The organism is Novosphingobium hassiacum (genome assembly GCF_014196055.1).
Taxonomy (GTDB): domain Bacteria; phylum Pseudomonadota; class Alphaproteobacteria; order Sphingomonadales; family Sphingomonadaceae; genus Novosphingobium; species Novosphingobium hassiacum.
Map to the genome: position 1 here is coordinate 394,491 of NZ_JACICY010000001.1, position 23,018 is coordinate 417,508.

The window sequence follows — 23,018 nt, forward strand, 5'->3', positions numbered from 1 at the left end:
AATTGTTCGCTTAGGCGACCGACAGGATGCGCAGCAGGGTAAGCTGCTGGCGGTGACCGTTCTTGCGACGGTAGTTGTGACGGCGACGCTTCTTGAAAACGATCACCTTCTCAGACTTCGCCTGCGCGATGATCTCGGCCGAAACCGTGATCGAACCGATGTCAGCGAGCGAATCGCCTTCACCAGCAAGAAGAATGTCACCCAGCGTGATCTTGTCGCCGGCTTCACCCGCCAGCTTCTCGACCGCGATCTTGTCTCCGGCGGCAACCCGATACTGCTTGCCGCCCGTGCGCACGATTGCGAACATGGTTTCTACTATCCGTTCCAAATGCCCAGGTTACCCGAGGCGATCCACTTGAGGCACCCTAAGCCTGCGAATCGCTGACAACGGGTAACGCACCGTTTCCCCGCACGAATGCAGGGTCCCGGAAAGAACGGCGCGGATAATCCACGACCTGCGTTCTGTCAACGTGCAAGATGCGGCACCGGTGCCCAGACTCTCGCACGAACCCGGCACTGGCACGACCGCACAGCCATGCTATGGCGCGAGCATGGTAAAATGCAATTCCCGTCTCGCCCTGATAGCGACGGCAAGCTGCGCCCTGATGCTGGGCGGGTGTTCGGATCGTGGGGACTATCCCTCGCTGGCGCGGCGTCCGGCCGAAGACGTCTATGCGAACGCCCGCGCTGCGCAAACTCCCGCTGCCCAGCCGCCGGGGGTGAGCGCGGGATTGACCAGCAAGTTGGCCGCCCTGCTCGCGACTGCGCGCAAGGCGCATGAGAGCTTCGTCGCACGCCAGCCTGCAGCGACGCGTGCGGTGAGTGCGGCATCGGGAGCGGCCAAGGGCACCGAGGCGTGGTCGGTGGCGTCTGTGGCGGTCGCAGGGCTCGAATCGGCGCGGTCCGAGGTGGGGTTGCCGCTGGCGGATCTCGACCGGCTGGAAGTGGAAGCGAGCAATCGCGTGGCCGACGGGGCCGACGCCGACTTCAAAGCGGTGCGCGAGACCCGCGCGCAAGTTGAAGCACTGACGACCAGTGAAAGCGACGTGATCGATTCGCTGCTTGGGCGGCTGCGGTAACTGCCGCCCCTCGCCCCCAACTACCCACTCCCAAGCCACCCACCTACGCTCGACACGAACCGGGCAGAGGGATTTACATGAGGTTCACCGCCACCGTTCGAGATCCTCGTGATCTTCGGGGCGCGGCTCGATCCAGCGCCAGCCTGTGGCGGTCTTTTCGCGCTTCCAGAACCAGCTTTCGCTCTTGAGGTGGTCCATCGCGAAATCGGCGGCGGCAAAGGCGTCGCGGCGGTGGCGCGCGGCGGCGGCGACTAGCACGATCGGATCGCCGGGGTGCATCACGCCGTGGCGGTGGACGATCAGCAGTCCGTCGAGCGGCCAGCGCAATTGGGTGATGCGCGCAAGATCAGTCATGCCCGGCAAGGTCATCGGGCCGTAGTGCTTGAGTTCCAGCGCCTCGACCCCGCCGCCTTCGCGGACCTGGCCGAGAAAGGTCACGATGCCGCCCGATGTGGCATAGCGCGCGTTGAACGCGGCGATCTCGGCGACCGGATCGAGCGCCGTTTCAAGCCGGACGTCGGCCATCGCTTACCCCCGCTGAATCTGTCATCTGTCAGCCTCCGCTGAATCTGTCATCTGTCAGCCTCCGCTGACGGGCGGCAGGAATGCCAGTTCGTCGCCCTCGCGCAGCGTGACGCCGCCCATGTCGGTGATCAGGCTGCCATTAAGCGCCATGCGGACCTTTTCGCCGAGCAGTTCGATGGCGAGTGCGCGGTCGAGCGTGGCGAGGATCTGTTCGACCGGGCCGGGCGCGACTGTCAATTCGGCGGTGCCCGCGATGTCTTCGAGCTTGCCCAGAAATACCAGTCTGGGCACGTCAGCCGCCTGTGGTGGACATGTGACGCGAAACAGCGGGCGCGCCGCCGGGGCTGTCGATCACGAAAGAATGGCGTTCCTGCTTTTCGCCCATCGCGCGGGCGAACGCGGTGGCCAGTTGTTCGTCCGGGTTATCGGAGCGAAGCGCGGCGCGCAGGTCCACCCGGCCCTCACCGCCCAGGCACATGTAGAGCTGGCCGGTGGCGGTGACGCGGATGCGGTTGCAGCCTTCGCAGAAGTTGCCGGTCAGCGGCGTGATGAAGCCGAGGCGACCGCCGGTTTCAGCGATATCGACGTAGCGCGCCGGGCCGCCCGAGTTCGCATCGCTGCGGGTCAGTGTCCAGCGTTGTTCGAGATCGCGGCGGACCGCGTCGAGCGGGAGGTAGTGATCGAAGCGGTCCCCCTCGACTTCGCCGAGCGGCATGACCTCGATCAGGGTCACATCATGGCCCTGCCCGTGCGCCCATTCGATCAGCGATGGCAGCGTGGCCTCGTTGATATCCTTGAGCGCGACGGCGTTGATCTTGACCTTGAGCCCTGCAGCCTTGGCAGCGGCGATGCCTTCGAGCACCTGCGGCAGCATGTCGCGGCGCGAGAGTTTGGCAAAGGTGGCGCGGTCGAGCGTGTCGAGCGAGACGTTGATGCGGCGGACGCCTGCTGCGGCCAGATCGTCGGCGAATTCGGCAAGGCGCGTGCCGTTGGTGGTCAGCGTCAGCTCTTCAAGGCCATCCCCCAGTTTGCGGCCCAGTGCCTGTACCAGCTGGATCATGTCGCGCCGCACCAGCGGTTCGCCGCCGGTCAGCCGGATCTTGCGCACGCCGCGTTCGATAAAGGCGAGCGCGAGGCGCTGCATTTCCTCGAGCGTCAGGACTTCGGCGCGTGGCAGGAATTCCATACGCTCGGGCATGCAATAGGCGCAGCGCAAGTCGCAGCGGTCGGTGACGGACAAGCGCAGATAGGTGATTCGCCGCGCAAAACGGTCGATCAGGGGCGCATTGGCCTTCGGAAAAGCGCTGGTCACTTCTCCATGTATACGAAGTCGCGGGGGTAAGATTCAAGGTTTGCGCCCGCATCGACGAAAATAGTCTGGCCCGTGACAGATCGGGCGGTTGCCAGGTAATGCACTGCGTCGGCGATTTCGTCGGCACCGGGAAGGCGATTGAGCGGCATGATCTGTTCGAGGCGGTGCCACTGCGCCGCGTCGTAATCCGATGTCGGCAGGATCAGCCCGGGCGCAACGCCATTGATCCGCACGCGCGGGGCCATCGCGCGGGCGAGCGTGCGCACAGATGCGTGCAGCGCCTGCTTGGACAGGGTGTAGCTGATCTGGTCGGGCACCGGGTTCATCACCCGCTGATCGAGGATGTTGACCACGCTGCCGGTGCGCTCGCCCAGCGCCTCGGCAAAGGCACGGGTCAGCAGCATCGGCGCGAACAGGTTGACGCGGAAATGCTGCTCGAGCTCTTCGGCGGTGATCGTCTCGGCACGGTCGTCGTGAAACAACGAGGCGGAATTGACCAGCAGTTCGGGCGGGCGACCCGCCGCCTCGCCGACTTCAGCGAGCAGGCGCGTGGCAAAAGCAGGATCGTCGAGATCGCCTGCGACGGGGTGGACCACCGCACCCAGCCATTCGAGCTGCGCCTTGAATTCGGTGTCGAACGAACCTTCGTGATGGGCGTGGAGAGCGAGGTCCCAGCCCTCACTGCCAAGTTTGCGCGCGATCGCGCCGCCGATCCGCCGCCACCCGCCGGTGATCAGCGCCAGCGGGCGCGCACCCGCCATCAGGCGCGCCGCTCGCGCTTGAGCGTGATGCCGATTTCCTCACCGTTCTCGCTGATGGCGAGCTTGACGATCTTTACTTCGGCCCAGATCACCCGGTCATCCTGCAGGAACAGCGTTTCACAGATATGGTCTGCCACAGCTTCGATCAGCTTGAAATGCACCCCCTCGGGCAGGCCTTCGCTCGCCGCGAACTTGAGGTCCATGTAGTTCTTGCTGGCCGACAGCGGGCAATCGGGCGTGTAGCGATCGCGCACCTTGTACCCCACGCGCATCGAAATGCGTAAGGGTTGCGGCCGCCCGGTCTCTTCCGAGTAGATCCCGGTGAGAACGTCAGTTTCCAGATTGGCGACTTCGAGGATCAGGGTGTCGGACACGGGTCATGCCTTCGCATTGCTATGCGGGCGAGTCCATCGGGACCCACGCCGAAGATTCAGTTTTTCCATCGCGCGAAAATGGCGGTGGGAAGGAGGCGGCCGTTCTCGCCTTCCTCGCGGATCGAGAGGTCGCCGTGCTCGATGGTGCCGGGCAAGTGCTTCAACGCCTCGGCGAGCAGCCCGGCGATGGCGAGCGAGGACATGCGCACGGCGTAGACGGTGAGGAACAGGAAACGGCTGCCGGCATCGAGCAGTTGCGCGCAATCGGCGATCAGGTTGGGCAGGTGTTCCTCAAGCCGCCAGACCTCACCATCGGGGCCGCGACCGAACTTGGGCGGGTCGAGGATGATACCGTCGTAGCGCTTGTTGCGGCGGACTTCGCGGGCAGCGAACTTGGCGGCGTCGTCGACGATCCAGCGTACCGGGCGGTCAGTCATGCCGGACAACTCGGCATTGACGCGGGCCTGCGCGACGGACTTCTTCGAGGCGTCGACATGGGTGACCGGGCCGTAGTCGCTGAGTGCGAGCGTGCCGACACCGGTGTAGCCGAAGAGGTTGAGGGTGCTGGCGTCGCCGCGCAGGCGGGGACCTCCCTCGTCCTGGTTGGCGCCATTCGGCCTGAGGTCCCCGCCTGCGCGGGGACGCGCTGAATCTGAGGTAAGACGCTCACCCATCCAGTCCCACACCGGGGCCATGTCGGGAAAGAAGCCGAGGTGGCGGAAGGGAGTGCATGAGGCGGTGAAGCGCACGTCGCCGCGCGCCAGCTCCCAGCCTTCGCGCGGGACCGGGCCGTTGTACTGCCAGCGCCCGCCGCCGTCCTCGTCCGAGCCGGGGACGAATTCGGCATCGGCTTGCCAGTCGGGCATGCACGGGCTCCACAGTGCCTGCGCGTCGGGGCGGATGAAGCGGTGCTTGCCATAGCGCTCCAGCTTTCGCCCATCGCCGGAGTCGAGCAGCGCGAAGTCAGCCCAGCCTTCGCCGATCATCAGCTTTGGCTGGATGTCGAGTTCAGCCATGTTGCGGCGTCGCGCGCGCAGCCACGTAGGCGGCGATCTCTTCGTAGCTGCCGGTCAGGTGGTCGCAGCGCTCCTCGCGCTCGAACAGGTCACCCACGCGGGCAGGCAGACCCGGACGTAGGCCGGTGGCGCGTTCTACCGCATCGACGAACTTGGCCGGGTGCGCGGTCGCGAGCGTGACGATGGGTACGCCTGCCGGGATGCCCTTGGTAACGCGCGCGGCGTGGAGCGCGATGGCGGTGTGCGGGTCGAGGACTTCGCCGGTCGCTTCATAGGCCCAGCGCATGGCGTTGGCCATGTTGCCTGCATCGGCGCGTTCGGAGGAGAACAGCGCGGCAGACGATTCGCGCTGCGCGTTGGTCAGCTGGATCGCCTTGTTGGCATCGAAGCTGCGCATCTGTTCGGCAAGAGCAGCGCCGTCGCGTCCGCAGCCATCGAACAGCAGGCGTTCGAAGTTGGACGAGACCTGGATGTCCATCGACGGCGCCGCGGTCGGGGTGACTGTGCTGGCCGAATAATCGCCGGTCGAAAGCGCGCGGTGGAGGATGTCGTTGACGTTGGTCGCGACGATCAGGCGCTCGATCGGCAGACCCATCTTGGCCGCGACGTAGCCCGCAAAGACGTCGCCGAAGTTGCCGGTCGGCACCGAGAACGCGACCTTGCGCTGCGGCGCGCCCAATTGGAGCGCGGCGTAGAAGTAGTAGACGACCTGGGCCATCAGCCGCGCCCAGTTGATCGAGTTGACCGCAGCGATGTGGAAGGTTCCGGTCATCGCCGGATCGTTGAACATGCGCTTTACCGTGGCCTGCGCGTCGTCGAAACTGCCGTCGATGGCAATGTTGTGGACGTTGGGCGCGATGACCGTGGTCATCTGGCGGCGCTGCACGTCGGACACGCGGCCATGCGGGTGGAGCATGAAGATATCGACCTTGGCGCGGCCTGCGACCGCGTCGATGGCGGCAGAGCCGGTATCGCCCGAGGTCGCGCCGACGATGGTCAGGTGATCGTCACCCTTGGCGAGGAATTCCTCGAACAACAGGCCGAGCAGCTGCAGCGCGACGTCCTTGAACGCCAGCGTGGGGCCGTGGAACAGTTCGAGCACCCATTGGGTCTCGTCGAGCTGCTTGAGCGGCACCACGGCGGCGTGGGCGAAGCGACCGTAGGCTTGCTCGCACAGTTCCAGCAGGCGCTCAGGCGTCAGGCAATCACCGACGAAGGGCTGCATGATTGTCTGCGCGAGCTTGGCGTAAGGCAGCCCGGCCATCGCGGCGATTTCGTCTGCCGTGAATTGCGGCCACACCTCGGGCACATAAAGGCCGCCGTCGGACGCAAGGCCTGCGAGCGTGACGCCCTGGAAATCGAGCGAAGGGGCCTGCCCCCGGGTGCTGACGTACTTCATGGGAATGGCCGGTTAGCGAGCATGGGCGAATGTGGCAAGGATTCTGGCTCACGCCTCCCGGTCATCTGTTCCGTTCGTGTCGAGCGAAGTCGAGACACCGCGCACCAGTGTCTCGACTTCGCTCGACACGAACGGAGCTTTGGGGGAGACGCGATTTACCCGCGCTCGCGCTTCCTGACCGCGAGCACGTAGATCACCATCGCCACGAGCGCAAAGAACCACCACTGCGCGGCATAGGCGAGGTGGTTGTTGGCGATGTCGTTGGGATCGGGGCGCGCGTTGGCAGCGAGGCCTGCCTGGGGCGGGTCGGCGACCAGGCGGGGTCCGGGGGCGATCCAGCCGGTGACCTTGCCGCCGCTCCATTCGACGGTCGCGGGCGTTTGTGCGACGCCGAGGACGAGTTCGGCGGTCGTGCCGTCGGCCTGATGGCAGGTGACGATCTGGGCAATTCCTGCGTCACCCTTCGCTGTGCGGCCCGAGCGTGAGGTAGGGTCGCTGGCCGAGACGCAATCGAGCGATGAGCGATGATAGAGCGCGGCTTCGGTCTCAGCCGGAGTGAATGGGAACCGCATCTGCGCCGACGAGCCTTGCGCCGCGGTGTAGCGCGCGAGCATGGCTTCCTTCTGGTGCAGCCGCGCGATCTGCCAGAAGCCGAGACCGATCATGATCGCGACGGCAATCGCCACGATGATCGTCGGCAGGATCGGAAGGCGGCGCATTACAAGAATCCTTGTTTTTCGAGTCGCGCGCGCAGGACCGTGGACTTGGCAAGGCGGAGCGCAGCGATGATCGCGAGCGGTACGACAACGCCCCACAGCGGCACCAGCACCCACACAGGCAGGCGCACCACATCGTCGAGCTTCAGTGCCGCGAGAATCAGCAGGACCGTGACCGGCAGGACGACGAGGTAGAGCGCCCTGCCCTTCGGCTCATGACGTGCCAGATCAAGCCCGCAGGCTGTGCACCGCGCCGCCAGTGTGGCCGGGCCGTCCCACGCCCCGCGCGCGCCGCAGCGGGGGCACAAACCGAAAAGGGCAGCCTGGGTAATCCCCGGCTGCCCCTTCGTTTTCTGGCTTTCGCCGTCTGGCATCAGTGGATCTTGTAGCCCCAACCGCCCCAGACGTAGATGGCGACGAACAGGAACAGCCACACCACGTCAACGAAGTGCCAGTACCACGCGGCCGCTTCGAAACCGAAGTGCTGGCGCGGGGTGAAGTGGCCCTTGTAGGCGCGAATCAGGCAGACGATCAGGAAGATCGTGCCGACGATCACGTGGAAGCCGTGGAACCCGGTCGCCATGTAGAACGACGAACCATAGGTGTTGGTGCCGAACGCGAAGGGTGCGTGCGCGTATTCGTAGGCCTGGATCGCAGAAAATACGGCGCCCAGGATGATCGTGGCCCACAGGCCCTTCTTCATCCCGTCCCGATCGCCATGGATCAGCGCGTGGTGCGCCCAGGTCAGCGTGGTGCCGGAGCAGAGCAGGATCAGCGTGTTGAGCAGCGGCAGGTCGAACGGGTCCATGACCGCTTCGATCGCCTTGGGCGGCCACTGGCCACCGACTGTTTCGGCAATGGTCGACGGAAACAGCGAAAAGTCGAAGAACGCCCAGAACCAGCCGACAAAGAACATCACTTCCGAAGCGATGAACAGGATCATGCCGTAGCGCTGGTGGAGCTGCACGACAGGCGTGTGATCGCCCGCATGCGCTTCCTTGATGACCTTGCCCCACCACGAGAAGAACGTGACGATGACGCCAAGCAGGCCGAGCAGGAACACTGCGCTGCCGCCAGCCATCTTGTGCATCCAGAACACGCCGCCGGTGGCCATGGTCAGCGCGGAAAATGCGCCGATGATCGGCCAGATGTCAGGCGGCAGAATGTGATAATCGTGGTTCTTGGTGCCGGCCATGATCGTCGAAGTCCCCGTGTCAGGTCAGGTCGTGTTGGATGTCCCGGACGAGTATCCGGGACGAATGGTTCATCTGGCCTTTATCGCCGTGCTGGCGTGCGGTCCAGAGGCTTTTCCATCGGTTGTTGAACAGGCTTGGCCGTGGCGGCAGCAGCGCTCTGCGGGGTCTCGTTGAACGTATAGCTCAACGTGATCTCCTCGATGTTCTTTGCATTCGGGTCGTCGAGAATCGCGGGATCGACATAGTAGATCACCGGCATGCGCACTTCCTGACCCGGCATCAGCTTCTGTTCGGTAAAGCAGAAGCACTGGATCTTGTTGAAGTACCGGCCCGCCTGTTCGGGCGAGACGTTGAAGATGGCGGTGCCGGTGACCGGGCGGCCCGAGAGGTTGTGCGCGTAGTACGTGGCCAGCTTGCGCTCGCCGACCTTCATGTCCTGCGTCACCTGTTCGGGGCGGAACTGCCACGGCAGGCCCGGCGCAACATTGGCATCGAAGCGCACGCGGATCATCTTGCCCGCGACCTTGATACCGGCAACCTTGGCCGCATCGGCGCGCTGGGTAGTGCCGCCGTAGCCGGTGACCTGGCAGAACAGGCGGTAGAGCGGGACCGAGGCGTAGCCCGCACCGAGCATCGCCAGAGCGCCGCCCGCCGCCATCAGACCGACGCGGCGGTTCTTGCGTGGATCTGGGATGACGCGTGCGTTCATCTCAATGCGTACCTGCCGACTGGCCTGCGATCTTGACGATGGTGATCGCGAAGAACAGCACCGCCAGCGCGCACAGGATCGCGCCAAGCACGCGGTTGCGGCCGCGCTGGCGCGCGCGGTACAGCTCGGTCTGTTCGGGGGTAAGCGGTTCGTTCATCACTGCCAGCCTTGCACCGTGGCAAGCCGGTCGATCACCAGCATGCCGAAAAGGACGAATAGATAGAGAATCGAGTAACCGAACAGCCGCTTTTCAGGGACCATCCCGTCACCCGGCACCGATTTCCGCAAGCCGACTTTGGCCGAGAGCGCGACGAACACCAGCCCGAGCAGCAGCGCCGACCAGCCATAGATCGCGCCAGTCCCGCCGATCCACCACGGCACCAGCGTCAGTGGCAGGAGCGCGATGGCGTAGGCAAGGATCTGGCGACGGGTCGATGTCTCGCCCGCGACGACCGGCATCATCGGAATGCCGACTTTGGCGTAATCGGTCTGCACGAACAGCGCGAGTGCCCAGAAGTGCGGCGGGGTCCACATGAAGATGATCGCGAACAGCAGCACCGGCATCAAGGTGATGTCGCCGGTCACCGCGATCCAGCCGATCATCGGCGGGAACGCCCCTGCCCCGCCACCGATCACGATGTTCTGCGGGGTGCGCGGCTTGAGCCACACGGTGTAGATCCAGGCATAGTAGAAGATCGAGAACGCCAGGATCGCCGCAGCAAGCACGCCGACGCCGAGGCCCATGACCATAACCGAACCTGCCGACAGCGCGATGCCGAAATCGCGCGCCGAGGTGCGCTCCATCCTGCCGGCGGGAAGCGGTCGGGCGGCGGTGCGCTTCATCCCCGCGTCAATATCGGCTTCCCACCACTGGTTCAGCGCTGCGGCGCCGCCTGCGCCCACGGCGATGCACAGGATCGCGGTGAAGGCGATGACCGGGTGAATGCTGCCGGGAGCCGCCAGCAACCCGCACAGGCCGGTGAAGATCACCAGCGTCATCACGCGAGGCTTGGTCAGCGCAAAGAAATCGCGCCATTCGGCGGGGAGCGGAAGGGTTTGGCCTGAGTCCATGGTTGGCCGCGCCTATACGCGCGAGTGCGGCGCGAGGGAAGCGAAACGGGATGAGCGGTGGATAGGACCTCGTCATCCCCGCGAAGGCGGGGATCCAGTCGGCGCTTGGGGCTGGATCCCCGCCTTCGCGGGGATGACGAGGATGGGTGGATGACGAGGATGTGTTGATGACGAGCACGAGGGGTGGGCAATCTTGAGGAGGGTGGCGTTGCAGGCCCACCCCCGGCCCCTCCCGCGCGCGGGAGGGGGAAGAAGTGACGTCAGACTGGCCTTCCCGCAAACGGGAGGGCCGCGAGACTTGGGTCACGAAGTGTCCCTAGTCGCAGCGGGGTGGGCACTACGCGGCCCAACGAGAAAGGCCCCCGGGTTTCCCCGGAGGCCTGTTCTCTAACTCGAACCTCTATCTCAGTGACCGGCCTTGTCGTCGATCACGGGCAGGGTTTCGAACTGGTGGAACGGCGGGGGCGAGGACAGGGTCCACTCCAGCGTCGTTGCGCCTTCGCCCCAGTAGTTGGCTTCCGCCTTCTTGCCCGCGAGGAACGCGTAGAGCATGTTGATGAAGAAGATCACGATCGAGGCGGCCATGATGACGTAGCCGATCGAGGCGACCCAGTTCCAGTGCGCGAAGGCCGCAGCATAGTCGGGGTAGCGGCGTGGCATGCCCTGGACGCCGAGGAAGTGCATCGGGAAGAAGATCAGGTTCACGCCGACGAAGAACACCCAGAACTGCAGGTGGCTGAGGAACTCGGAGTGCATCCGGCCGCTCATCTTGGGGAACCAGTAGAAGAACCCGGCAAAGAGCGAGGTCACCGCGCCCAGCGACAGCACGTAGTGGAAGTGCGCCACAACGTAGTAGGTGTCGTGCAGGTTGTCGTCGACGCCGCCATTGGCGAGCACGACGCCGGTCACGCCGCCGACGGTGAACAGGAAGATGAAGCCGAGTGCCCAGACCATCGGCGACTTGAACTCGAGGCTGCCGCCCCACATCGTTGCGATCCACGAGAAGATCTTGATGCCGGTCGGCACCGCGATGACCATGGTTGCGGCGGTGAAGTACATCTTCGTGTTAACGTCGAGGCCGGTGGTGTACATATGGTGTGCCCACACGATGAACCCGACCACGCCGATGGCGACCATCGCGTAAGCCATGCCGAGGTAGCCGAACACCGGCTTCTTCGAGAAGGTCGAGACGATCTGGCTGATGATGCCGAAGCCCGGCAGGATCATGATGTAGACTTCGGGGTGACCGAAGAACCAGAACAGATGCTGGTAGAGCACCGGATCGCCGCCGCCGCTGGCATCGAAGAAGGTCGTGCCGAAGTTGCGATCGGTCAGCAGCATGGTGATCGCGGCAGCAAGCACTGGCAGTGCGAGCAGCAGCAGGAACGCGGTGACCAGCACCGACCACACGAACAGCGGCATCTTGTGCAGGGTCATGCCCGGCGCGCGCATGTTGAAGATGGTGGTGATGAAGTTGACCGCGCCGAGGATCGAACCCGCGCCTGCAAGGTGGAGCGAGAAGATCGCGAAGTCGACCGCAGGACCGACCGAGCCGGACGTCGACAGCGGAGCGTAGACGGTCCAGCCGGTGCCAGCGCCCTGCCCTGTGCCGCCCGGCATGAATGCCGAAAACATCAGCGAACAGAAGCCCGCCACGGTCAGCCAGAACGAGACATTGTTCATGCGCGGGAACGCCATGTCGGGCGCGCCGATCATGAGCGGGACGAACCAGTTGCCGAAGCCACCGATGATCGCCGGCATGACCATGAAGAACACCATGATCAACCCGTGCGCCGTGATCAGCACGTTCCACAAGTGCAGCTGCTGGTCGAAGCTTGGGTTGGCCGTGCCCAGCAGTTCGGCGAAGTAGCCGAGATACTGAATGCCGGGCGCTGCCAGTTCGGCGCGCATCATGCCGGACACCGCACCGCCGACGATCCCTGCGAAAATCGCGAAGATCAGGTACAGCGTACCGATGTCCTTGTGGTTGGTGGACATGAACCAGCGGGCGAAGAACGCCGGCTTGTGATCATGATCGTGGTCGTGCGCGTGATCGTGCGCATCGAAGCCTTCGTTTGCGGGAATGGTGGCCATTTCGGTCGAACCTTGTCCTTGGAACTTCGCGTCAGGCAGCAGGCGCGGCGGAAGCATCGGCTTCCGGAGCGGCAGCGGCTGGAGCCGGGGTTGCAGCAGCAGGCGCGGCAGCCGGTATAGCTTGCGCTACCGGGCCGACGGTACCGCCGGGCTGGGTACGAACCCAGGCTTCGAATTGCGGGCGCGGCAGGGCTTCGACCGCGATCGGCATATAGCCGTGACGGGCGCCGCAGAGTTCCGAACACTGACCATAATACAGGCCGGGCTCGTTGATCTTGAGCACCTTTTCGTTGATGCGGCCGGGCACGGCGTCGAGCTTGAACCACAGCGACGGCACGGCGAAGGCGTGGATCACGTCCGAACCGATGGTCTGAATGCGGATCGGCTCACCGACGGGGACGACCATCCGGTTGTCGACGGCGAGATGGCTGGGTTCACCTGCCTTGAGCGCGTCTTCTTCGGACAGCATGTTCGAGATGACCTCGAACCCGCCATTGTCGGGATAGGTGTAACCCCAGTACCACTGGTAGCCGGTGACCTTGACGGTCAGCGCGCCCTTGGGTGCGGGATCGTACTGGTGCGCGAGCAGACGGATCGAGGGAACTGCGATGACCACGAGGATCAGAACCGGGATCAGCGTCCAGGCGACTTCGATCGCGGTGTTGTGGCTGGTCTTGGACGCGACCGGGTTACGGCGCGCGTTAAACTTGGCCATCACGACCAGCAGCAGCACGAGGACGAGGAGCGAGATCGCCACGATCACCGGCATCAGCAGGTAATCGTGCATCCACAGGGCTTCCTTGCCCGTGTCCGAGTACTGGTCCTGGAAGGTCCAGCCGCCATCGACGGGCTGACCCTTGCCGGGGGTGGGCTTCATCGGGACGTAGGAGCCCTTGTCGACCGGCGCTGCAGCCGAAGCGGCTGCGGCTGGCGCCGCCGATTCGACGGTTGCCGCTGCCGGGGTTGCCGCTGCTGGCGCTACAGGCGCGGCGGCAATCGCCGAAGTCCCGAATGTCAGGGCGGCAACGACGCCAAGCGTTCGGATTGCTTTGCCCATCGAACGGGCGGTGTCGGCAAGACTCATCGTCAAAGGTTCCGCTTTTCCCTGTTTGCACGCAATTTGCGATGCATCGAAAAGGCACTTTTGCGCCCGTCCGAGACCCTAGATTGGACCGGCCTATACGCGCGGTCGTGCCAAGCCTCAAGCGGCTGAACGCATATTTTTCGCCCCTTGCGCACGCCCCTTAGGGCAAGGCCCAGAGCGGCTGGCAGCGCAGCCAGATAAAAGGGTTGCCCCGCGCCCGCGCAAGCGCCATTTGCGCAGGCTCCCATCAGGTTCCAGGTGACGCATGCTCGAAGACGAGATCCTCTCTGAATTCCGCGCCAGCCAGGCCTTGCTCGAAGGGCACTTCCTGCTCTCGTCCGGACGGCACAGCGCGCATTACCTGCAGTGCGCGCGCGTGCTGATGGACCCGATGCGCGCGTCGCGGCTGGCGGTGGCGATCGCACAGAAAATCCCGCGCGAGGTGCGCTCGCAGATCCAGAAGGTGGTTTCGCCCGCGATGGGCGGAGTGATCATCGGCCATGAAGTGGGCCGCGCTTTGAACGTCGAGGCGATGTTCGTCGAGCGGCCGACCGGCACGTTCGAACTGCGCCGCGGTTTCGCGCTTACCCCCGGCGACAAGGTGCTGATGGTCGAGGACGTGGTGACGACCGGGCTTTCGAGCCGCGAGGCGATCAAGGCGATCGAGGAAGCGGGCGGCGAAGTGATCGCAGCGGCGGCGCTGATCGACCGGTCGGCAGGCGCGGTTGATCTGGGCGTGCCGTTCTTCCCGCTGGTTGCGCTCAATTTCCCGACTTACGCCGAGGACGAATTGCCGCCTGAACTGGCCGCGACGCCGGCGGTCAAGCCGGGCAGCCGGGCGGTGGCCTGATGAGCGTGCTGCTCCCTGGACGCCTGCGGCTGGGCGTCAACATCGATCATGTCGCCACGATCCGCAACGCGCGCGGTGGTGATCATCCCGATCCGGTGCGCGCGGCAGAAATAGTCGCCAGCGTCGGCGGAGACGGCATCACGGCGCACTTGCGCGAGGACCGTCGTCATATTCGTGACGAGGATCTGGCGCGCATTCAGGCGGCGACGAACCTGCCGCTGAACCTTGAAATGGCGGCGACCGACGAAATGCTCGAGATCGCGCTGCGCCACCTGCCGCATGCCGCTTGCATCGTGCCCGAGCGGCGCGAGGAGCGCACGACCGAGGGCGGGCTGGACGCGGCAGGGCAGCACAACCGGCTGGCACCGATCGTATCGCGCCTGACCGATGCGGGCATCCGCGTCAGCCTGTTCATCGCCCCCGAAGCGCGGCAGATCGAGGCGGCGATGAAGCTGGGCGCGCCGGTGGTGGAACTCCACACCGGGGAATATGCGCATGCGCAAGGCGAGCAGGTCGAGATCGAACTGCGGCGCATTGCCGACATGGCGGCGCTCGCGGCGGTCAACGGCATCGAACCGCATGCGGGACATGGGCTGACCTATGAAAACGTCCAGCCAATCGCGGCAATTCCGCAACTGGCTGAACTGAACATTGGGCACTACCTGATCGGCGAGGCGATCTTCGTCGGGCTGGAGAGCGCGGTGCGGCGGATGCGCGACCTGATGGATGAGGCGCGGTGATCATCGGGATGGGCTCCGACCTGTGCAACATCGAGCGGATCGAGAAGTCGCTTGCACGGTTCGGCCAGAGGTTCGTGGATCGGGTGTTTACCGACGTCGAAAAGGCCAAGGCCGAGCGGCGGCCGTTTACCAAGGCTGGCACGCTGGCCAAGCGGTTCGCGGCCAAGGAAGCCTATTCCAAAGCGGTCGGAACCGGGTTCAAGGCAGGCGTGTTCATGAAGGACATCGGCGTTGTCAATGCGAAGTCGGGTGCGCCGACGCTCGCGCTGACCGGCGGTGCTGCAGCGCGGCTGGCCGCGATCACGCCGGAGGGACATGAGGCCGTGGTGCATCTGACGCTGACCGACGATCATCCCTGGGCACAGGCCTTCGTGGTGATCGAGGCGCGCCCTCTAGCCGGAAATTCAGGCACTTGACCGACGAAGCTGCAGCACCGCCTGAAAGCCCGCCACCGCCACCACCCGAGAGCGGCGTCGATTGGTGGGCCGAGCTCCGTGGCCTGGCCGCGATGCTACTGGCCGTCGTCATATTCCACAGCTTCATCGCCAAGCCATTCTACATCCCTTCGATCAGCATGATGCCCAACCTGCTGGTGGGCGACCGGCTGGTGGTATCGAAGTACCCTTACGGCTGGTCGTGGGTATCGGCCTCGTTCCACGTGTTGCCGCGCGGGGAACGCCGCGTGCTGCCGGGCGTGCCGCAGTATGGCGATATCGTGATCGCGGTGCCGCCAGACCGCGACGAGGACTACATCAAGCGTGTGATCGCCCTGCCCGGTGACCGGATTGCGGTGATCCACGGGCAGATCATCCTCAATGGCAAGCTTGTGCCGCAAGAGGCCGAACCGCCGGTGCAGATCCCCGTGGACCCGCAACTGAGCTGCGACGGCGCGCCATGCTATGATGCGTTCGAGCGCTATCGCACGCGGCTGACCGATGGACGCGAGGTCTATGAATTGCCCGCGTTCCGCGAGACACTGCCGAACGGCGCGAGCTATGTGATTGTCGATCACACCGATCAGCCGCTCGACAACTATCCCGAGACGCTGGTGCCCGAGGGGCACGTGTTCCTGATGGGCGACAACCGCGACCATTCGGCCGACAGCCGCGCGCCGATCGAGGAAAAGGGTCTGGGTGGTCCGGTGCCGCTGGCCAATGTCGGCGGGCGCGCCGAATTCCTCACGTTCTCGCTCGACGGCAGCGAAACGCTGAACCCGGCGACTTGGTGGTCGTCCTTGCGCAAGGGCCGCGCCTGGACCAGACTGCGGCCTGAAATCCGCCGCCAGCCTGCTGCTACCAGTCCTCAGGAGCGTTGATCCGCATGGATAAACCGGACCAGACTGTCATCGCCGAAATGACCGGGCCGACCGACATCTCCGACAATCTGGTCAAGCGCGAGGCCAAGAAGGCGGCTGTGTGGCTCGGCATGGCCGCGCTATTTGCGCTCGTGGTGCTTCTGGCCCAACCGATCATGGTGATCATCGGCGGCATCGTTTTCGCGGCGATGATCGACGGCGGTCAGCGCCTGATCGCGCGAGTCGCGCCGTTCCTGCCGCGCTGGTCGCGGATCACGATCGTGCTGCTGAGCGCGCTCGGCTTTCTGGTGTGGCTGGTGACGTTTGCCGGGGGGCAAATCGCCGCGCAGGCCGCGCAATTCCCCGATGTGCTGAACACCCAGATCGCGCGCTTGACGATACTGGCACAGAGCCACGGCATCACCCTGCAGGATTTCAACCTGCAACAGATCGCTGCCCAAGTGCTCGGCAGCGTCGGACAGGTGACGCGGGCGCTGGGCGGAATCTTCGGCGGCTTCACCACCGCGTTCCTGATCTTCATCCTGGCGATCTATTTCGTGATCGAGCCCGACCTTTACCGGCGCGGCCTTTCGTGGATGCTGCCCGAACATTCGCGCGAGCATTTCGAGGGCACCGCGCAGCGTATGGGCAAGACGCTGCGGATGCTGCTGTTCGGGCGGCTGGTCGGGATGAGCGTCGAGGGCATCGCGACTTGGGCTTTGCTCGCATGGTGGGGCGTGCCGATGGCGGCGTTGCTGGGCCTGCTGACCGGGTTGCTGGCGTTCCTGCCCAATATCGGCGCACCGATTTCGGGCCTGCTAATGGTACTCGTCGGCTTTTCGGGCGGGACCGAGATGGGCCTGTTCTGCATCGCGGTTTACGTGATCGTGCAGACCGTGGACGGCAACATCATCGTTCCCATGGTAGCCAAGCGCACCGCCGACCTCGCGCCCGCCCTGGTGCTGGGCGCGCAGTTGATGCTCGGGCTGCTGTTCGGCATCCTCGGGCTGATGCTGGCCGATCCGATCGTGGCGATGATCAAGATCGCGCTGGAGCGCCGGGCCGAACGCAACGACGAAGCCCGCACAACGGCCTGACCGCAACAAGGACCTCAACAGTGGCTCGCAAGTTCCTGTATTTCATGGCGGTCCTGGTGTTCCTGGTGATCGCGGCGCTGCTCGCACTGCGGTTCTGGTCGAACGAGCTGACGCGGTATGCGTTCGTGCCGCAAGTCGCACTCGAGCGGCTCGACCCCCTGCCCGCTGGTGTTTACTCAGGCCGGTCGATGTGGATCTCGCGGCCGGATATCGGCGCGAGCGACCCGGCACAGTGGGCGCCTGCGGGCATTGCCAAAGGACAGGGCAAGGCGGCGGTGTTCTTCATCCACCCGACCTCATACCTCGCCCGCGCACACTGGAACGCGCCGATCAATGAACCCGACAGCGCCGCCCGTGCGACCTATTTCGTGCGCGGCCTGGCCTCTGCGTTCAACGGTCAGGCACAAGTCTGGGTACCGAAGTACCGGCAGGCCGCGATCGGCGCATTCCTGACCGACAAGCCCGAAGGCCAGCAGGCGCTCGATGCAGCCTATATGGACGTGCGGCTGGCGTTCGATGCGTTTGTGGCTGCTACGCCGAGGAACGTGCCGATCGTGCTGGCCGGACACAGCCAGGGGGCGCTGCACCTGATGCACCTGCTCAAGGACCGGGTGGCCGGAACGCCGCTTGCGTCGCGGATCGTGGCCGCATACCCGGTCGGCTGGCCGATCTCGGTCGCGCATGATCTGCCTGCGATGGGCCTTCCCGCCTGCAACGCGCCCGATCAGAGCGGGTGCGTGGCGACATGGTCGAGCTTTGCCGAGCCTGCCGACCCTGAACTCGTGCTGGCGGCTTATAAGGCACTGCCGGGGCTGGACGGACAGGCAAAGGACGGCAAGCCGGTGCTGTGCTTCAATCCGCTGACCGGACGGACCGGTGGCAGCGCTCCTGCATCGGCGAATCTGGGGACGCTGCGTCCGAGCGACGGCCTGGAAAACGGTGAGCTGATCAAGCAGGCGGTCCCTGCGCGCTGCGATGCGACGACCGGCCTGCTGATGATCGGCGATTCGCCCGACCTCGGCCCGTTCGTGCTCCCCGGCAACAACTACCACGTCTATGACATCCCGTTGTTCTGGGCGAACCTGCGCGCCGATGTGGCTCGACGGACCAACGCGTGGGAACGGACTCGGGGGCGGTGATCACGCAGTCGGTGATCGAGATGCGCGCGGCGCTCGGCGGCGGCGGCATCCTGCTGGGGCTCGATACCGGGACCAAGACCATCGGGCTTGCCACATCCGATCCGGCGTGGCGGTTCGCCACCGCCGGAAAGACGATCCGCCGCGCCAAGTTCACGGCCGACAAGGCGCAGCTGGCAGCGATGATCGCCGAGCGCGGGGTCAAGGGGCTGGTCGTCGGATTGCCGTTGAATATGGACGGATCGGAGAGTCCACGCTCGCAAGGCGCGCGGGCGATGGCGCGCAATCTGGAAGACTTAGGCCTGCCGATCCTGCTGTGGGATGAGCGCTGGAGTACGCAGGCAGCCGAGCGCACGATGATCGAGCAGGATTTCAGCCGCGCCAAGCGCGCCGAACGCATCGATTCGCACGCTGCCGCGCTCATCCTGCAAGGCGCGATCGACGCGCTGCGAGGCGCGGCATTCTGAGGCGCCCACTCGCCGCTTGAATTTGCGCTTGCGTCCCGGCACTGCTCGAGGATGGACAAACCGACACAGGGCAATAGCGCGCGCTCGCCGATCAAACCCGACAGCACCTTCGACGCATCCCAGTTCGTGCAGTTCATGTCGAACTATGGCCACACCGGCTTCATCGGGATGCAGTATCGTGACCAGGGCCACAACTGGGTCGAACTGGCGATGCCTTGGCACGAGGATCTGGTCGGCGATCCGGAGACCGGCGTGCTGGCATCGGGCCCGATCATCAGCCTGCTCGACAACGCGGCCTCGATGTCTGTTTGGGCCTTGCGCGGCGCCTTCCGACCGCAAGTGACGCTCGACCTGCGGGTGGATTACGTGCGCGCGGCAATCCCGGGAAAGACCGTGATCGCCTGGGCCGAATGCTATCAGCTCAAGCAGTCGATGGCTTTCGTACGCGGCATCGCGCACGAAGGCGACATCGCCGATCCGGTCGCGCACGCGGCGGGGATATTTATTCAGGTCGAGTCCGATGGCTGGGCGCGCGGTTTGGAGGAGCCGGCATGAGCGTGTTGCCGCCGTACGCCCTGGCAATGGGCATGCGTATCGACCACGTAGAGGATGGCGCGCCCGTCATCGTGATGGACACATCCGACCGCGCCGCCGGACGTCCCGGCTATCTGCACGGCGGCGCGATTGCCGGTCTGCTCGAGATAGCCGCGATCTCGGCTTTGCGTGCCGATCTGGGTGAGACCTACGCCAGCGTGCGGATCAAGCCGGTCAACATCTCGGTCGAATACTTGCGCGGCGGGGCCATGGTGCCAACCTACGCTCAAGGCCATGTCATCCGCGCGGGGCGCAGAATCGCGAATGTGCGTGCCGAGGTGTGGCAGGACAGCCGCGACAAGCCGCTGGCGAGCTGCTGGATGAACTTTTTGCTGAAAGCGAAGGTTTAGCTGCGGTCAGATGAGCGCTCCCTACTCCCGTGGGTGCGGATTGGTCGCTAGTCTTCGACCACTTTCAGCAACCGCCGCTCCAGTGGCGACAGCACACCGGCCAGATCATGGCCGCGCTTGAGCACCTGCCCTGCCTCGCCGAACAGTGAATACATGCCTTGCTTGCCGCGCAGTGAGGGACGTTTCTCGATCCGCGCCGACGGGCGTTCGGCGGTGCGCTTGAAGGCGGCGAAGCTGGCAGCGTCCTTGCCGAAATCCATCGCGTAGTCCCGCCAGAAGCCTGCTGCGACCATGCGGCCATAGAGATCGAGGATGCGCAGCAGTTCGGGGCGGTCGAATGCGACCTGGGTTACCGCGCGGGCATGCGGAAAGGGCAGGACCGTGCCGGAATTGCCGGCTTCGGGACCGCCCGCGCTCAGTTGCGGGTCCTCGCGCCGACAGCGGGCGTTACGTCGCTGGCTTGCGCTTCAAGGAGCGCGGCGACTTGCGCCTGGAGCGTGGCGACCTGCGATTCGAGATCCTCGATGCGGCCACCGCCCGCCGGTTCACACGGCTCCTGGCACGGGGTGCCGTATGGGATGAATTCCTTGAGCCAGGTTTCCGCAGGCACCAGCGTCGAGCGCGCCTTGAGGCCGATCATCGTCGCGCCTTCGGGCACATCGTCGGTGACGACCGCATTTGCACCCACGCGCGCACGCGGCCCGACGATGATCGGGCCGAGGATCTGCGCGCCCGAGCCGATGATCACGTTATCGCACAGCGTGGGATGGCGCTTGCCGGGGACGCCGTTGGCAGGATTGGTGCCGCCGAGCGTGACACACTGATAGATCGTGACGTTGTCACCGATATCTGCGGTCTCGCCGATCACGGTGAAGCCATGGTCGATGAACAGGTGCCGACCGATCTTTGCGCCGGGGTGGATGTCGATCGCGGTGAAGAAGCGCGACAGGTGATTGACCACGCGCGCGAGGAAAAAGAGGTCGGCTTCGAACAGCCAATGCGCGACTCGGTGCATGCCGACGGCCCACAGACCCGGATAGAGCAGGATTTCCCAACGCGTACGCGGTGCGGGATCGCGTGCGCGGATCGAATCCAGATAGGCGACAAGGCCGTTCAACATGCCCCAATTCTCTCTGTTTAGCAGCGCTATAGCAAGCGCGGCTGGAACTCCCCGGACCGCTCGGCAAGTGCGTCGCGTACCAGCGATATGGTGACGGGTGATTTACGCTCAAGAGACAAACGGTCAAGAGTTTCAATCAGCAACTCTATTCCGACGTGACTGCGCTCGATCCGGGGCAACAGGTAGGCGATCACCGCCTCGCCCAGAACGAGGCCGCGTCGCGACGCATGTTCAGCGATCAGGCCTGCGATCAGCAGATCGTCAGGCGCGCCGATCTCGATCAGCAGTGCCGAGCCCAGCCGCGAAGCAAGGTCGGGGAGCGCAACCTGCCATGCGCCGGGCGCGCGGTCGGTAACCAGCAATAGCGGACGGCCATCGGCCTGCGCACGGTTCCACCGATGGAACAGGTCGTCCTCGGGCAGCGAGTCGGCCCCGTCGATCGCGTCGCCCTCACCGCTTTCAGCAAACCAGCGCGCGAGCAGGCTCTTGCCCGAACGCGGCGGGCCAGCCAGGATCGCGGTGCGGAACGGCCAGCTGTTCGGCGAGGACAAAGCGTCGATGACCGGCTGGAGCGATGGCCCCAGCACGACCGTCTCGGCACCGCGCGCGGTCACAAGCGGAAGGGCGATCTGCGACATGGTGTGCGTTATACGCCCGAACCTTGCAAAAGGTTACTTGCGTATCGACAGTGCGCCCGCACCCACCGTGACGCGCCAACCCTGCGCACGCAGGGCGGCAGCAATCGCGTCGAGCTGGCCGGTGTAGGTAACTCGCATGACCGAAGTCCCGCCAATCGCGATCGAAGTCGACACCGCGCTGCTGACGCCCGGCGTGCTGCGCAGAGCGGCAAGGCCGGCATCGACCGCCGCGCCATCGGCGGTGGCGAATTGTACGGTCGCGGTGCTGGTCGTGGTGGCGGCGACAGCGCTCGAGGCAGCGGCGCTGGGTGCTGCGACGGGGCTCACGGCCGGCGCACCGGCCGCAGGGCGCGGCGCTTCTCTGGCGATGATCTGATCGATCAGCCCGGGATCGATTTCGGGCGCGATGTTAAGCGTCGGGTCGGGGCGCAGCAGGCCATTTGCCAGCGCGTCGGTATAGATCCGGTCGAGCCGCGTGATCGCCTGTTCGAGCATCCCGGGCAATTCAGCCTCGGACCGCACGGCGAGCGTGAAGCTGCCGAGGAAGCGGTTGTCCGGGCCGTAGCGCGCGGTGAAGGTGCCGCGTACCGGACCACCGGGATAATCGCGGTCAAGCCGCGCGATCGGCATGATTACGTCGGCCGCGCCGAATTCGTCGAGAATCAGTCGCCACCAGTTACGGCTGCGGCGTTCGAGCTGGCCAGCGGTAAGCAGCAGCGAATCGGAGCCTGCGCCGGGGGGGCGGATGTAGTCGACCGCGCTGTTGCCGGTGCGGTATTCGGCCCATGCCTTCTGCCACGGCGTGCGCGTTTCGAACACGGTCGCCACGCCGCCCTGATAGAGCACCGGGATGACCAGCACCGGGGCCGAGCGCGCCTTTGCCCCGACCATACCGAGGCGTTCGCTGGTGCGCGCGCGGTCGAAAATCACGCCCACACGCGCGATGTAGCGACGCGGACCGATCTGTTCGTGTTCGACCGCGATGGCCGAAATCATCGATTCGAGCGTGGCGTCATCAAGCTTGGGAGCCGCCCCGCCGCCGCCGTTCGATGCCCACAGCTTGGCCCAACCAAGCCGCGCCGCCTCGTTCCAGCCGTTGTTGCGCGCATCTTCGGGATTGTCGCCGCCGACATTCACCTCGATCCCGCGCACCTCGAAATCGCCATTGCTGGCGATCGGCGGGATGCCGCGATCACCCTCAATCTGCGCAACGAGCGCAGCGCCGCCGAGCCCCGCCAGCAGGGCGAGGCCGATGATGGCGGCCTTGCGATTCTTGGCACTTTCAAAAGGCAGGCGCAGGGCGACCAAGGGAACTCCGGAACTATTGGGCCACGCTTTTTGGGGACAAGGCGGCCTGTCGGGTGCGCTTTTGCCCAAAGGCGAGTGGAAATCCAAG

Annotated in this window: 30 protein-coding genes; 10 read left to right on the top strand and 20 right to left on the bottom strand. The window is 65.1% G+C overall.

Annotated features, from left to right (window positions below; all coding sequences use genetic code 11):
• Positions 1-10: 10 nt before the first annotated feature.
• Positions 11-307, bottom strand: a complete 297-nt coding sequence (rplU, locus tag GGQ88_RS02095) for a 50S ribosomal protein L21 (protein ID WP_183611356.1) — start codon at positions 305-307, stop codon at positions 11-13.
• 163 nt (positions 308-470) lie between these two features.
• Between rplU and GGQ88_RS02100 the strand changes: the two genes are divergently transcribed.
• Positions 471-1,079 carry a hypothetical protein gene (locus GGQ88_RS02100; protein ID WP_183611357.1) on the top strand — a complete coding sequence of 203 codons (609 nt, stop codon included), beginning with the start codon at positions 471-473 and terminating at the stop codon, positions 1,077-1,079.
• Between the two features lie 84 nt (positions 1,080-1,163).
• Here GGQ88_RS02100 and GGQ88_RS02105 read toward each other — a convergent pair whose 3' ends face one another.
• The 15 genes from GGQ88_RS02105 to coxB form a co-directional block, all read right to left on the bottom strand.
• Complete coding sequence (locus GGQ88_RS02105; protein ID WP_183611358.1) at positions 1,164-1,604, bottom strand: molybdenum cofactor biosynthesis protein MoaE; 441 nt, start codon at positions 1,602-1,604, stop codon at positions 1,164-1,166.
• A gap of 54 nt (positions 1,605-1,658) precedes the next feature.
• Positions 1,659-1,895 carry a MoaD/ThiS family protein gene (locus tag GGQ88_RS02110; RefSeq protein WP_183611359.1) on the bottom strand — a complete coding sequence of 79 codons (237 nt, stop codon included), beginning with the start codon at positions 1,893-1,895 and terminating at the stop codon, positions 1,659-1,661.
• 1 nt (position 1,896) lies between these two features.
• The gene (gene moaA / locus GGQ88_RS02115) at positions 1,897-2,916 is read right to left on the bottom strand and encodes a GTP 3',8-cyclase MoaA (RefSeq protein WP_183611360.1); all 1,020 of its coding nucleotides are present in this window, start codon (positions 2,914-2,916) and stop codon (positions 1,897-1,899) included.
• The gene (locus GGQ88_RS02120) at positions 2,913-3,677 is read right to left on the bottom strand and encodes an SDR family oxidoreductase (RefSeq protein ID WP_183611361.1); all 765 of its coding nucleotides are present in this window, start codon (positions 3,675-3,677) and stop codon (positions 2,913-2,915) included. Before GGQ88_RS02120 ends, moaA begins: the two co-directional genes overlap by 4 nt.
• Positions 3,677-4,051 carry a dihydroneopterin aldolase gene (locus GGQ88_RS02125; protein ID WP_183611362.1) on the bottom strand — a complete coding sequence of 125 codons (375 nt, stop codon included), beginning with the start codon at positions 4,049-4,051 and terminating at the stop codon, positions 3,677-3,679. Before GGQ88_RS02125 ends, GGQ88_RS02120 begins: the two co-directional genes overlap by 1 nt.
• Positions 4,052-4,107: 56 nt before the next feature.
• A complete protein-coding gene (locus GGQ88_RS02130) occupies positions 4,108-5,067 on the bottom strand; it encodes a class I SAM-dependent rRNA methyltransferase (protein ID WP_183611363.1) in 960 nt (319 codons plus the stop codon).
• On the bottom strand, positions 5,060-6,466 hold the full coding sequence (gene thrC / locus GGQ88_RS02135; RefSeq protein ID WP_183611364.1) for a threonine synthase: 1,407 nt from the start codon (positions 6,464-6,466) through the stop codon (positions 5,060-5,062). Before thrC ends, GGQ88_RS02130 begins: the two co-directional genes overlap by 8 nt.
• A 155-nt stretch (positions 6,467-6,621) precedes the next feature.
• On the bottom strand, positions 6,622-7,185 hold the full coding sequence (locus tag GGQ88_RS02140) for an SURF1 family cytochrome oxidase biogenesis protein (protein ID WP_183611365.1): 564 nt from the start codon (positions 7,183-7,185) through the stop codon (positions 6,622-6,624).
• Positions 7,185-7,556 (bottom strand): DUF983 domain-containing protein, encoded by a 372-nt coding sequence (locus GGQ88_RS02145; protein WP_183611366.1) that lies wholly within the window; start codon positions 7,554-7,556, stop codon positions 7,185-7,187. The genes GGQ88_RS02140 and GGQ88_RS02145 overlap by 1 nt, the downstream gene beginning before the upstream one ends.
• The gene (locus GGQ88_RS02150; RefSeq protein WP_183611367.1) at positions 7,556-8,377 is read right to left on the bottom strand and encodes a cytochrome c oxidase subunit 3; all 822 of its coding nucleotides are present in this window, start codon (positions 8,375-8,377) and stop codon (positions 7,556-7,558) included. The genes GGQ88_RS02145 and GGQ88_RS02150 overlap by 1 nt, the downstream gene beginning before the upstream one ends.
• A gap of 80 nt (positions 8,378-8,457) precedes the next feature.
• Positions 8,458-9,087, bottom strand: coding sequence for a cytochrome c oxidase assembly protein (locus tag GGQ88_RS02155; RefSeq protein WP_183611368.1), 630 nt, complete (start codon positions 9,085-9,087; stop codon positions 8,458-8,460).
• A gap of 1 nt (position 9,088) precedes the next feature.
• Positions 9,089-9,244, bottom strand: a complete 156-nt coding sequence (locus GGQ88_RS02160) for a hypothetical protein (protein ID WP_183611369.1) — start codon at positions 9,242-9,244, stop codon at positions 9,089-9,091.
• A complete protein-coding gene (locus GGQ88_RS02165; protein ID WP_183611370.1) occupies positions 9,244-10,158 on the bottom strand; it encodes a heme o synthase in 915 nt (304 codons plus the stop codon). The genes GGQ88_RS02160 and GGQ88_RS02165 overlap by 1 nt, the downstream gene beginning before the upstream one ends.
• Before the next feature lie 405 nt (positions 10,159-10,563).
• Positions 10,564-12,252 (bottom strand): cytochrome c oxidase subunit I, encoded by a 1,689-nt coding sequence (ctaD, locus tag GGQ88_RS02170; protein WP_183611371.1) that lies wholly within the window; start codon positions 12,250-12,252, stop codon positions 10,564-10,566.
• A gap of 31 nt (positions 12,253-12,283) precedes the next feature.
• Positions 12,284-13,336 (bottom strand): cytochrome c oxidase subunit II, encoded by a 1,053-nt coding sequence (gene coxB, locus GGQ88_RS02175; protein WP_183611372.1) that lies wholly within the window; start codon positions 13,334-13,336, stop codon positions 12,284-12,286.
• 265 nt (positions 13,337-13,601) lie between these two features.
• On the opposite strand from coxB, the gene pyrE reads away from it, so the two are divergent.
• The 9 genes from pyrE to GGQ88_RS02220 are packed head-to-tail and all read left to right on the top strand — an operon-like array spanning position 13,602 to position 19,864.
• A complete protein-coding gene (gene pyrE / locus GGQ88_RS02180; RefSeq protein WP_183611373.1) occupies positions 13,602-14,186 on the top strand; it encodes an orotate phosphoribosyltransferase in 585 nt (194 codons plus the stop codon).
• A complete protein-coding gene (locus tag GGQ88_RS02185; RefSeq protein ID WP_183611374.1) occupies positions 14,186-14,926 on the top strand; it encodes a pyridoxine 5'-phosphate synthase in 741 nt (246 codons plus the stop codon). The genes pyrE and GGQ88_RS02185 overlap by 1 nt, the downstream gene beginning before the upstream one ends.
• Positions 14,923-15,342 carry a holo-ACP synthase gene (gene acpS, locus GGQ88_RS02190; protein WP_183611375.1) on the top strand — a complete coding sequence of 140 codons (420 nt, stop codon included), beginning with the start codon at positions 14,923-14,925 and terminating at the stop codon, positions 15,340-15,342. Before GGQ88_RS02185 ends, acpS begins: the two co-directional genes overlap by 4 nt.
• Positions 15,339-16,241 carry a signal peptidase I gene (gene lepB / locus GGQ88_RS02195; protein WP_246385400.1) on the top strand — a complete coding sequence of 301 codons (903 nt, stop codon included), beginning with the start codon at positions 15,339-15,341 and terminating at the stop codon, positions 16,239-16,241. Before acpS ends, lepB begins: the two co-directional genes overlap by 4 nt.
• Before the next feature lie 5 nt (positions 16,242-16,246).
• Positions 16,247-17,317 carry an AI-2E family transporter gene (locus tag GGQ88_RS02200; protein ID WP_183611376.1) on the top strand — a complete coding sequence of 357 codons (1,071 nt, stop codon included), beginning with the start codon at positions 16,247-16,249 and terminating at the stop codon, positions 17,315-17,317.
• Between the two features lie 20 nt (positions 17,318-17,337).
• On the top strand, positions 17,338-18,456 hold the full coding sequence (locus GGQ88_RS02205; protein WP_183611377.1) for a DUF3089 domain-containing protein: 1,119 nt from the start codon (positions 17,338-17,340) through the stop codon (positions 18,454-18,456).
• 20 nt (positions 18,457-18,476) lie between these two features.
• A complete protein-coding gene (gene ruvX / locus GGQ88_RS02210; protein WP_183611925.1) occupies positions 18,477-18,920 on the top strand; it encodes a Holliday junction resolvase RuvX in 444 nt (147 codons plus the stop codon).
• 51 nt (positions 18,921-18,971) lie between these two features.
• Complete coding sequence (locus GGQ88_RS02215) at positions 18,972-19,475, top strand: PaaI family thioesterase (protein ID WP_183611378.1); 504 nt, start codon at positions 18,972-18,974, stop codon at positions 19,473-19,475.
• Positions 19,472-19,864 (top strand): PaaI family thioesterase, encoded by a 393-nt coding sequence (locus GGQ88_RS02220; RefSeq protein ID WP_183611379.1) that lies wholly within the window; start codon positions 19,472-19,474, stop codon positions 19,862-19,864. The genes GGQ88_RS02215 and GGQ88_RS02220 overlap by 4 nt, the downstream gene beginning before the upstream one ends.
• Positions 19,865-19,911: 47 nt before the next feature.
• On the opposite strand, the gene GGQ88_RS02225 is transcribed toward GGQ88_RS02220, so the two are convergent.
• Genes GGQ88_RS02225 through GGQ88_RS02240 form a run of 4 tightly spaced genes read right to left on the bottom strand, consistent with a single transcriptional unit; the run spans position 19,912 to position 22,930 of the window.
• A complete protein-coding gene (locus GGQ88_RS02225; protein ID WP_246385475.1) occupies positions 19,912-20,283 on the bottom strand; it encodes a DUF2794 domain-containing protein in 372 nt (123 codons plus the stop codon).
• Positions 20,280-20,984: a serine O-acetyltransferase EpsC gene (gene epsC, locus GGQ88_RS02230; RefSeq protein WP_183611380.1), complete on the bottom strand. Its 705-nt coding sequence runs from the start codon at positions 20,982-20,984 to the stop codon at positions 20,280-20,282. The genes GGQ88_RS02225 and epsC overlap by 4 nt, the downstream gene beginning before the upstream one ends.
• 26 nt (positions 20,985-21,010) lie before the next feature.
• A complete protein-coding gene (locus tag GGQ88_RS02235; RefSeq protein WP_183611381.1) occupies positions 21,011-21,622 on the bottom strand; it encodes an HdaA/DnaA family protein in 612 nt (203 codons plus the stop codon).
• A gap of 33 nt (positions 21,623-21,655) precedes the next feature.
• Positions 21,656-22,930 (bottom strand): heavy-metal-associated domain-containing protein, encoded by a 1,275-nt coding sequence (locus GGQ88_RS02240; protein ID WP_183611382.1) that lies wholly within the window; start codon positions 22,928-22,930, stop codon positions 21,656-21,658.
• Positions 22,931-23,018 lie beyond the last annotated feature (88 nt).

Bases quoted from the DNA above. Each gene is read 5' to 3' on its own strand.
- GGQ88_RS02165 (WP_183611370.1), bottom strand. From the start codon at position 10,158: ATGGACTCAGGCCAAACCCTTCCGCTCCCCGCCGAATGGCGCGATTTC.
- GGQ88_RS02185 (WP_183611374.1), top strand. From the start codon at position 14,186: ATGAGCGTGCTGCTCCCTGGACGCCTGCGGCTGGGCGTCAACATCGAT.
- GGQ88_RS02150 (WP_183611367.1), bottom strand. From the start codon at position 8,377: ATGGCCGGCACCAAGAACCACGATTATCACATTCTGCCGCCTGACATC.
- GGQ88_RS02140 (WP_183611365.1), bottom strand. From the start codon at position 7,185: ATGCGCCGCCTTCCGATCCTGCCGACGATCATCGTGGCGATTGCCGTC.
- ruvX (WP_183611925.1), top strand. From the start codon at position 18,477: ATGCGCGCGGCGCTCGGCGGCGGCGGCATCCTGCTGGGGCTCGATACC.
- ctaD (WP_183611371.1), bottom strand. From the start codon at position 12,252: ATGGCCACCATTCCCGCAAACGAAGGCTTCGATGCGCACGATCACGCG.
- GGQ88_RS02235 (WP_183611381.1), bottom strand. From the start codon at position 21,622: ATGTCGCAGATCGCCCTTCCGCTTGTGACCGCGCGCGGTGCCGAGACG.
- pyrE (WP_183611373.1), top strand. From the start codon at position 13,602: ATGCTCGAAGACGAGATCCTCTCTGAATTCCGCGCCAGCCAGGCCTTG.
- coxB (WP_183611372.1), bottom strand. From the start codon at position 13,336: ATGAGTCTTGCCGACACCGCCCGTTCGATGGGCAAAGCAATCCGAACG.
- GGQ88_RS02120 (WP_183611361.1), bottom strand. From the start codon at position 3,677: ATGGCGGGTGCGCGCCCGCTGGCGCTGATCACCGGCGGGTGGCGGCGG.
- GGQ88_RS02160 (WP_183611369.1), bottom strand. From the start codon at position 9,244: ATGAACGAACCGCTTACCCCCGAACAGACCGAGCTGTACCGCGCGCGC.
- rplU (WP_183611356.1), bottom strand. From the start codon at position 307: ATGTTCGCAATCGTGCGCACGGGCGGCAAGCAGTATCGGGTTGCCGCC.
- GGQ88_RS02130 (WP_183611363.1), bottom strand. From the start codon at position 5,067: ATGGCTGAACTCGACATCCAGCCAAAGCTGATGATCGGCGAAGGCTGG.
- GGQ88_RS02105 (WP_183611358.1), bottom strand. From the start codon at position 1,604: ATGGCCGACGTCCGGCTTGAAACGGCGCTCGATCCGGTCGCCGAGATC.
- GGQ88_RS02155 (WP_183611368.1), bottom strand. From the start codon at position 9,087: ATGAACGCACGCGTCATCCCAGATCCACGCAAGAACCGCCGCGTCGGT.
- thrC (WP_183611364.1), bottom strand. From the start codon at position 6,466: ATGAAGTACGTCAGCACCCGGGGGCAGGCCCCTTCGCTCGATTTCCAG.
- epsC (WP_183611380.1), bottom strand. From the start codon at position 20,984: ATGTTGAACGGCCTTGTCGCCTATCTGGATTCGATCCGCGCACGCGAT.
- GGQ88_RS02145 (WP_183611366.1), bottom strand. From the start codon at position 7,556: ATGCCAGACGGCGAAAGCCAGAAAACGAAGGGGCAGCCGGGGATTACC.
- GGQ88_RS02200 (WP_183611376.1), top strand. From the start codon at position 16,247: ATGGATAAACCGGACCAGACTGTCATCGCCGAAATGACCGGGCCGACC.
- GGQ88_RS02215 (WP_183611378.1), top strand. From the start codon at position 18,972: ATGGACAAACCGACACAGGGCAATAGCGCGCGCTCGCCGATCAAACCC.
- GGQ88_RS02220 (WP_183611379.1), top strand. From the start codon at position 19,472: ATGAGCGTGTTGCCGCCGTACGCCCTGGCAATGGGCATGCGTATCGAC.